Annotated in this window: 10 protein-coding genes and 1 pseudogene; 3 read left to right on the plus strand and 8 right to left on the minus strand. The window is 72.1% G+C overall.

Features of this window, described 5'->3' with window-relative positions:
- A pseudogene (locus AB0I76_RS17900) lies at positions 1 to 589 on the minus strand (zinc-binding alcohol dehydrogenase); the annotation flags it as partial.
- Positions 590 to 730: 141 nt separating this feature from the next.
- On the opposite strand from AB0I76_RS17900, the gene AB0I76_RS17905 reads away from it, so the two are divergent.
- Complete coding sequence (locus tag AB0I76_RS17905) at positions 731 to 2,137, plus strand: lysine 2,3-aminomutase (protein ID WP_357036325.1); 1,407 nt, start codon at positions 731 to 733, stop codon at positions 2,135 to 2,137.
- Between the two features lie 92 nt (positions 2,138 to 2,229).
- Entirely contained in the window at positions 2,230 to 3,369 is a 1,140-nt protein-coding gene (locus AB0I76_RS17910) for a low temperature requirement protein A (RefSeq protein WP_357036327.1), read from the plus strand.
- Here the strand turns inward: AB0I76_RS17910 and AB0I76_RS17915 are convergent.
- A complete protein-coding gene (locus AB0I76_RS17915; protein WP_357036330.1) occupies positions 3,347 to 3,679 on the minus strand; it encodes a YnfA family protein in 333 nt (110 codons plus the stop codon). The genes AB0I76_RS17910 and AB0I76_RS17915 overlap by 23 nt on opposite strands.
- Before the next feature lie 159 nt (positions 3,680 to 3,838).
- On the opposite strand from AB0I76_RS17915, the gene AB0I76_RS17920 reads away from it, so the two are divergent.
- Positions 3,839 to 4,450: a histidine phosphatase family protein gene (locus AB0I76_RS17920; RefSeq protein ID WP_357036333.1), complete on the plus strand. Its 612-nt coding sequence runs from the start codon at positions 3,839 to 3,841 to the stop codon at positions 4,448 to 4,450.
- Here the strand turns inward: AB0I76_RS17920 and AB0I76_RS17925 are convergent.
- From AB0I76_RS17925 to AB0I76_RS17950, 6 genes are all read right to left on the minus strand, one after another.
- Positions 4,380 to 4,886, minus strand: coding sequence for an Lrp/AsnC family transcriptional regulator (locus AB0I76_RS17925; RefSeq protein ID WP_357036335.1), 507 nt, complete (start codon positions 4,884 to 4,886; stop codon positions 4,380 to 4,382). The genes AB0I76_RS17920 and AB0I76_RS17925 overlap by 71 nt on opposite strands.
- 54 nt (positions 4,887 to 4,940) lie before the next feature.
- Positions 4,941 to 5,417, minus strand: a complete 477-nt coding sequence (locus tag AB0I76_RS17930) for an SRPBCC family protein (RefSeq protein WP_357036338.1) — start codon at positions 5,415 to 5,417, stop codon at positions 4,941 to 4,943.
- A gap of 2 nt (positions 5,418 to 5,419) precedes the next feature.
- Entirely contained in the window at positions 5,420 to 5,734 is a 315-nt protein-coding gene (locus AB0I76_RS17935) for a metalloregulator ArsR/SmtB family transcription factor (protein ID WP_357036340.1), read from the minus strand.
- A gap of 95 nt (positions 5,735 to 5,829) precedes the next feature.
- Positions 5,830 to 6,045, minus strand: a complete 216-nt coding sequence (locus AB0I76_RS17940) for a DUF433 domain-containing protein (protein WP_357036343.1) — start codon at positions 6,043 to 6,045, stop codon at positions 5,830 to 5,832.
- A gap of 29 nt (positions 6,046 to 6,074) precedes the next feature.
- On the minus strand, positions 6,075 to 7,217 hold the full coding sequence (locus tag AB0I76_RS17945) for an acyl-CoA dehydrogenase family protein (RefSeq protein WP_357036346.1): 1,143 nt from the start codon (positions 7,215 to 7,217) through the stop codon (positions 6,075 to 6,077).
- On the minus strand, positions 7,214 to 7,865 hold a 652-nt coding region (locus AB0I76_RS17950), incomplete at its 5' end, for a M24 family metallopeptidase (RefSeq protein ID WP_357036349.1). The genes AB0I76_RS17950 and AB0I76_RS17945, both read right to left, overlap by 4 nt.

The following is a 7,865-nucleotide window of genomic DNA, read 5'->3' on the forward strand; positions in this document are numbered from 1 at the left end:
CCCGCACCGGCGTCGGGTCACCCGCACGCTCCCGCCGCGCCACGTGCTCGGCGACCACCCGCGCGGTCAGCGCCGGCGCACCGCACACGTCCAGCACCGCCAGGGACAACTCCGGGTGCAGGTCCTCGGGCAGCACCGCCGCGATCGACCGCGCGAACAGGATCGCGTACCCGTCGCACGGCACCTGCTCGCTGCGCCCGTCCCACCGCGCCAGACCGTCGAGGATCGTCAGCGGCGTCAGCGTCAACGACACCAGCGTCGCCACCCGCTGACCCGGCCGCAGCCCCAGCGGCGAGCGCCGCCCGGCCTCCTCGACCGTGCCGATCAGCATGCCCCCCGAACCGGTCAACGGGTTCTGCATCTTCCCCCGCGTCGACACGATGTCCAGGACCTCGGCGCGGACCTTCTCCCCGTCCCCGCCGTGCTTCTCCCACAGCTGCCGGAAGCTCGCCGCGTCCAGGTTCAGCCGCTCCACCCGGATCCGGACCTCGTTCGCCGCGATCTCCGGACTGGCGTCCAGGCGCCAGGCCGCCTGCGGCAGCACCCCCGCCGGTTCCACGACGCGGTGCAGACCCACCGGTGACGTCACGCCGACCTCCCCTGTCAGCCGCCCGAAAACCCGGCCAGGGCTCGCGTAGCGGGAAAACTTACGGCAGACTAATTTCTTCGCCGGATATTTTCCAGTAGCCTTCGGAGCCGCTGATCATCCGCACCGCATCGAGGAGGGGCCGTGACCCAGACCCAACCGGTGGAGACCATCCCTGCGCCCCGCCCCACGCCGGTCGCGGTCCCCACCGCCGGACAGCCCTACGAGTACCGCCGCAGCCCCCTGGTCGAACCCGACTGGACCCGCTTCCCCGGCTGGCGACACGTCACCCGCGACCAGTGGGAGAACGCCCAGTGGCAGCGCGTCAACTGCGTCAAGAACATCAAGCAGCTGCGCACAGTGCTCGGTGACCTCGTCGACGAGACCTTCTACGACGACCTCGCCGCCGACCAGGCCGCCCTGGCGACCATGTCGATGCTGGTCCCGCCGCAGATGATCAACACGATGGTGCCGTTCGCGCCGATCACCACCGAGGCGTTCCTCGCCGACCCGATCCGGCGCTACATGATCCCCGTCGCCTCCGACCGGCGCACCGACTGGCCGTCGCACCCGTACGCCAGCCGCGACTCACTCCACGAGCACGACATGTGGGTCGCCGAAGGCCTCACCCACCGCTACCCCACCAAGGTCCTCGCCGAGCTGCTCTCCACCTGCCCCCAGTACTGCGGCCACTGCACCCGGATGGACCTCGTCGGCAACTCCACCCCCGCCGTCGACAAGCTCAAGCTCACCCTCAAGCCCGTCGACCGCTACGACGCCCACATCACCTACCTCAAGGCCCACCCCGGCGTCCGCGACGTCGTCGTCTCCGGCGGCGACGTCGCCAACGTGCCCTGGCGCAACCTCGAGTCGTACCTGATGCGGCTGCTCGAACTGGAGACCGTCCGCGACATCCGGCTGGCCACCAAGGCCCTCATGGGCCTGCCCCAGCACTGGCTCCAGCCCGACGTCGTCGAGGGCCTCGAACGCGTCGCCCGCACCGCCGCCCGACGTGGCGTCAACCTCGCCATCCACACCCACGTCAACCACGCCCAGTCGATCACCCCGCTGGTCGCCAAGGCCGCCCAGACCGCCCTCGACGTCGGCGTCCGCGACGTCCGCAACCAGGGCGTCCTCATGCGCGGCGTCAACGCCACCGCCCCCGACCTGCTCGACCTCTGCTTCGCCCTCCAGGGCGAAGCGGGCATCCTGCCGTACTACTTCTACATGTGCGACATGATCCCCAACGCCGAACACTGGCGGGTCCCCGTCTGGCACGCCCAACAGCTCCAGCACGACATCATGGGCTACCTGCCCGGCTACGCCACCCCGCGCATCGTCTGCGACGTGCCCTTCGTCGGCAAGCGCTGGGTGCACATGCTCACCGAGTACGACCGCGACCGCGGCATCTCCTACTGGACCAAGAACTACCGCACCTCCATCGAGTCCGCCGACCTGGAGGCGCTCAACAAGCGCTACGCCTACTACGACCCGATCGACACCCTGCCCGAGACCGGCCAGCAGTGGTGGGCCGCACACCGCGACGACTGACCCGCACCACCCGTCACCCCCGCCACCACCCGTGCGCGGGGGTGACGCCGTTCCCACCGCCCGACCCGACACCGGCCGCTAGCGTCAGCCCCATGGGGAGCCCAACCCGGGACACCGACGCCGCCGACCGGGTCACCCCCGTCGAACTGTTCTTCGACGTCGTCTTCGTCCTCACCATCACCCAGCTCTCCCAGCTGCTCCTCGACAAACCCGACGGCACCGGCCTCACCCGCGTCATCCTGATCCTCGGGCTCCTCTGGTACCTCTACAGCGGCTACGCCTGGCTCACCAACCACCTCCCGCCCCGCCGCCCCGCGCGCAAGTTCCTGCTCTTCGCCGGCATGGCCGGGTTCCTGCTCACCGCCGTCGCCATCCCCGACGCCTTCACCGGCAGCGGACTGCTCTTCGGCCTCGGCTACCTGATCGTCGTCACCGTCCACCTCACCCTGTTCAGCCGCAGCACCGCCCGCGCCGGCGTCCGCCGCCTCGCCCCCTACAACCTCGGCGCCGCCGCCCTCGTCATCGCCGCCGGCCTCGCCACCGGTCCCGCCGTACGCGCCCTGTGGGTTGCCGCCGTCTTCACCCAGACCGTCCTGCCCTACCTGCTGCCCCGCCACTCCTGGATCAGCGCCGCCGCCAGCTTCCACATCCGGCCCGCCCACTTCGTCGAACGCCACGGCCTGCTCGTCATCGTGGCCCTCGGCGAGTCCGTCGTCGCCATCGGCATCGGCGTACCCCACGACAACGTCCCCTTCACCACCGCGGCAGCCGTCGTCCTGGCCCTCGCCCTGCCCGGCACCCTCTGGTGGACCTACTTCACCGACACCCGGTACGCCGAGACGGTCCTGCACCACGCCGACGACGCCACCCGCACCCGGCTCGCCGCCCGCGTCTACATCGTCAGCCACTTCCTGCTGCTGCTCGGCATCATCGCCACCGCCACCGGCCTGCACGCCGTCGTGGCCCACCCGGACACCCCCGCCGGTTGGCCGCCCGCCCTCGGCCTGTCCGGCGGCGTCGCCCTCTTCCTCCTCGCCGTCGCCGACCAGCGTCACGCACTGGGCGAGGGACACGCGCTCAGCCGCCTGATCACCGCGTTCGCCGTCGCGGCCACCGCACCCGTCGGCGCCGTCGTCAACGCCGCCCTGCACCTGACCCTCATCACCGCCCTGATGACCGTCATGCTCCTCGTCGACGGTCACCGCGCGGTCAGCCCCGAGGCGCGTACATGATCACCGCGACGCCGACCAGGCAGATCGCCGCGCCAGCCAGGTCCCACCGATCCGGCCGGAACCCGTCCACCACCACGCCCCAGGCCAACGATCCCGCCACGAACACACCCCCGTACGCGGCGAGGATCCGCCCGAAGTGCGGGTCCGGCTGGAACGTCGCCACGAACCCGTAGCACCCCAGCGCGATCACCCCCGCGGCGATCCACCACAGCCCGCGGTGCTCCCGCCAGCCCTGCCAGACCAGCCACGCGCCACCGATCTCGGCCAGGGCGGCCAGCACGAACAGCACCAACGAGCGGACGACGGCCACGCCGGCGACCCTACCGGCCATCTCCGTTGCTGATCCCCGCACGCGAGCCTCCCTCCCTTGCCGGCGGGCTTTCGCGGTCGGGTGTGGGTCCGCACACCCGGTAGTGCGTCCTAGGAAGCTAGGTGAACGGAGCGGGAAGCGAACTGGTTGACTGGACGAATGGGAGACCTGGTACTGATCCGGCACGGCGAAACCACGTGGAGCGCCACCCACCGGCACACCTCGTACACCGATCTGGAGCTGACCCCCGACGGCGAGCGGCAGGCCCGCGCGCTCGGCGGGTTCCTCGCCGGACGGCACTTCGCCGCCGTGCTGAGCAGTCCCCGCGTCCGGGCGCAGCGCACCGCGCAGCTCGCCGGTTTCACCGTCGCCTCCACCGACGAGGACCTCGCCGAGTGGAACTACGGCGAGTACGAGGGACGCACCACCGTCGACATCCGCGAGGACCATCCCGGCTGGACGATCTGGTCCGACGGCTGCCCCGGCGGGGAGTCCCCCAGTGAGGTGGGCGAGCGCCTGGACCGGCTGCTGGCCCGCGTGCACCCGCTCGTGGAGACGGGAACCGTCGCCGTGGTCGGACACGCCCACAACCTGCGGGTCCTCGGGGCCCGGTGGCTCGGACTGCCGCCGTCGGCCGGCGGGCTGTTCCGGCTGGAGACCGCCACCGTCAGCGTGCTCGGCCACGAGCACGGCCGGCGGGTCATCCTGCGGTGGAACCAGCCGGTTCCCCCGGAGCCCGGGACCGCGACCGACCGGACGGGTCGGCACTGATCTTCGGCGGCCGGCTCTCGTACGGGGTGGACAGCACCACCGTGGTCCGGGTGGTCACGTTCGCCGCGGTGCGGATCTCCTGGAGCAGCCGCTCCAGGTCCGACGGACCGGCCACCCGCACCAGGAGCAGGTAGAAGTCCTCCCCCGCCACCGAGTAGCACGAGTCGATCTCCGGCAGGTGGGCCAGCCGCTCCGGTGCGTCGTCCGGCTGGGACGGGTCGAACGGCCGGATCGCCACGAACGCGGTCAACGGCAGGTCCAGCGCCTCGAAGGACACCCGGGCCGCGTACCCCCGGATCACGCCGCGCTGCTCCAGCCGGCGCACCCGCTGGTGCACCGCGGAGACCGACAGTCCCACCTTCTCCGCCAGGTCGGTGTACGACAGCCGACCGTCAGCGGTCAGCGCGGCGACGATGGCACGGTCGATCTCCTCCACGGCGTGCAACCTACCGTAAGCGGTCCGCCGGAGACACCTGCGAGGCGGCGCCGGTCAGGCGGCCTCGGCGACCCGGCGCAGCAGGGTCGGCCAACCGCCGTCGCCCGCGACTCCGCGGCGCACCCCTTCCCAGCCGGCGCCGTGGGCGTCGAGCCGGTCGTGCACGAGGTCGACCCGGGTGCCGGTGTCGGTGGGGGTGAAGGTGACGGTGACCCGGCTGCCGGGCGCGTCCTCGGCCGGGACCGTCCACTCGGGCCCGATGAGCCACGCGAAGGCGAAGGTGCGCGGCGGATCCCAGGTCAGGACCCGCCCCCAGGTGCACACCTCCCCCGCCGCGTTCTCCTCCCAGAGGCGACCGCCCGCGTGGGGGTCGACGCCGACCTCCTTGAGGTCGCCGGGGAGCAGGTGGTAGGTGCGGATCCACCACCGGTCGATGTCGGCGGTGAAGACGGTGAAGGCGTGCTCGGGCGTGGCGGCGATCTCCACGCTGGCGCGTACGGCCGTGGTCTGGTCGGTGGTTCGGGCTGTCATGGTCACTCCTCCGGTGGGTTCTCGGCGGCCTGCGCGAACGCGGCCAGGGACTGGTTCCAGAACTGGTCGAAGTAGTCCCGGGCGGCTGCCAGCCCGCGCGGGTCCACGGCGTAGAGGCGACGCGTGCCGACCGCCGTCGACGAGACGAGGTGCGCGTCCTTGAGCACCTTCAGGTGCTGGGAGACGGCGGGCCGGCTGACCGGCAGGTCCGCGGCGATCTCCACGACGGAACGGGGGCCGGCGACGAGCATCTCGAGGATGGACCGCCGGGTCGCGTCGCCCAGGGCATCGAGCACCTGCCCTTGGTAAGTTCTCACGAACGGTAAGTCTATACTTTCCAATGAACCCGTCAAGGGCAGACACACGGAAAGGGCGCACCGGCACGAAGTCCGGTACGCCCTTTCCGTGTGGGTCAGTGGGCGGCGCGCTCGCGGACCGCGTCGGCGGCGTAGTGCAGCACCTCGGTGATGTCGTCCTCCTCGAGGAACGGCAGGTCGGTGAGGATGTCCGTGGCGGTCATCCCGTCCGCCATCATCGCGAGGATCATGGCCACCGGCACCCGGGACTGCCGCACGCAGGGGGCCCCACCCATCACCTGGGGGTCGACGGTGATCCGCGGGAACGTCACCGGCACAGGCTACGCGACCGCCCCGCCGGTCACCCCTTGGCGAGCGCCCGGGAGATCACCAGCCGCTGGATCTGGTTGGTGCCCTCCACGATCTGCAGGACCTTGGCCTCCCGCATGTACCGCTCCACCGGATGGTCGGCCACGTAACCGGCGCCGCCGAGCACCTGCACCGCGTCGGTGGTCACCCGCATCGCCACGTCGGTCGCGAAGAGCTTCGCCTTCGCCGCCTCGATGGAGTACGGGCGGCCGGCGTCCCGCAGCCGCGCGGCGGCCAGCATCAGCGCCCGGGCGGCCGAGATCTGCGTGGCGTGGTCGGCGAGGGTGAACCCGAGTCCCTGGAAGTCGATGATCGCCCGGCCGAACTGCTGCCGCTCCTTCGCGTACCCCACCGCGTAGTCCAACGCGGCCTGCGCCAGCCCGACCGCGCAGGCGGCGATGCCGAGCCGGCCCGAGTCCAGCGCCGACATGGCGATGGTGAAGCCCATCCCCTCCCCGCCGATCAGCCGGTCGGCCGGCACCCGCGCCTCGTCGAAGGCGACCTGCGCCACCGGCGAGGCGTGCAGCCCCATCGTCCGCTCGGCGGCCTGCGGGGTGATCCCCGGCGTGGCCCGGTCGGCCAGCAGGCAGGAGATGCCCTTGGCGCCGGGCCCGCCGGTCCGGCAGAAGATGTTGTAGAAGTCGGCCACGCGGGCGTGGGTGATCCACGCCTTCGTCCCGGAGACCAGATACGAGTCGCCGTCGCGGACCGCCTTCGTGGTCAGGGCCGCGGCGTCCGAGCCACCCTGCGGCTCGGAGAGGCAGTACGCGCCCAGCAGCTCCCCGCCGACCATGTCGGGCAGCAGCTTGCGCTGCTCGTCGGTGCCGAACTGGGCCAGCGGGTAGCAGGACAGGGTGTGCACGCTGACCGCCTCGGCGACCGCGAGCCAGCGACCGGCCAGGATCTCCAGCACCTGGAGGTACACCTCGTACGGCTGGGCGGCGCCACCGTGCTCCTCGGCGTACGGCAGGCCGAGCAGCCCGGCGCGGCCGAGCGTCCGCAGCACCTCGCGGGGGAACTCGGCGCGCTCCTCGAAGCCGGCGGCCTGTGGCGCGAGCTCCCGGTCGGCGAGCTCGGTGGCGAGGTCCAGCAGGTCGTGGGCCTCGTCGGTGGGGAGGATCCGGTCGACGGTCATAGCGCGATGAGCTCCGTGGGGGTGGTGTTGAGCCGGTGGACGCCGTCCGTCGTGCAGACGACGATGTCCTCGATCCGGGCGCCGTGCCGCCCGGCGAGGTAGATCCCAGGTTCGACGGAGAACGCCATCCCCGCCTCCAGCGGTCGCGGGTTGCCCGCGACGACGTACGGCTCCTCGTGGCCGTCCAGCCCGATGCCGTGGCCGGTGCGGTGCAGGAAGGCGGCACCGTATCCGGCGGCGGCGATGACGTCCCGGGCCGCCGCGTCGACCGCCTCGGCGGTCGTACCGGGCCGGACCGCCGCGACGGCGGCCCGCTGCGCCTCGTGCAGCACCGCGTAGTAGTCGGTGAACTCCGTCGGGGCGGGACCGCCGGCGACGTACGTGCGGGTGCAGTCGGAGCGGTAGCCGGACGGCATCGTGCCGCCGATGTCCACCACCACCGGCTCGCCCGCGCCGATCGGCCGGTCGGAGGTGCCGTGGTGCGGGCTGGCGCCGTTCGGGCCGGCCGCGACGATCACGAAGTCGACGGTCACGTGGCCGGCCGCCCGGATCGCCGCGGCGATGTCCGTGGCCACCTCCGCCGGAGTTCGTGGTGCTCTTCGTGCCGGCCGACCCGTTCCTCGACGTGGCGCTGCAGCGGGACCCGAC

It is taken from the genome of Micromonospora sp. NPDC049799 (genome assembly GCF_040656655.1).
Classification (GTDB): domain Bacteria; phylum Actinomycetota; class Actinomycetes; order Mycobacteriales; family Micromonosporaceae; genus Micromonospora.

Excerpts from the sequence above, each read along its gene's own strand:
- AB0I76_RS17910 (WP_357036327.1), top strand. The coding sequence starts at position 2,230 with ATGGGGAGCCCAACCCGGGACACCGACGCCGCCGACCGGGTCACCCCC.
- AB0I76_RS17920 (WP_357036333.1), top strand. The coding sequence starts at position 3,839 with ATGGGAGACCTGGTACTGATCCGGCACGGCGAAACCACGTGGAGCGCC.
- AB0I76_RS17930 (WP_357036338.1), bottom strand. The coding sequence starts at position 5,417 with ATGACAGCCCGAACCACCGACCAGACCACGGCCGTACGCGCCAGCGTG.
- AB0I76_RS17945 (WP_357036346.1), bottom strand. The coding sequence starts at position 7,217 with ATGACCGTCGACCGGATCCTCCCCACCGACGAGGCCCACGACCTGCTG.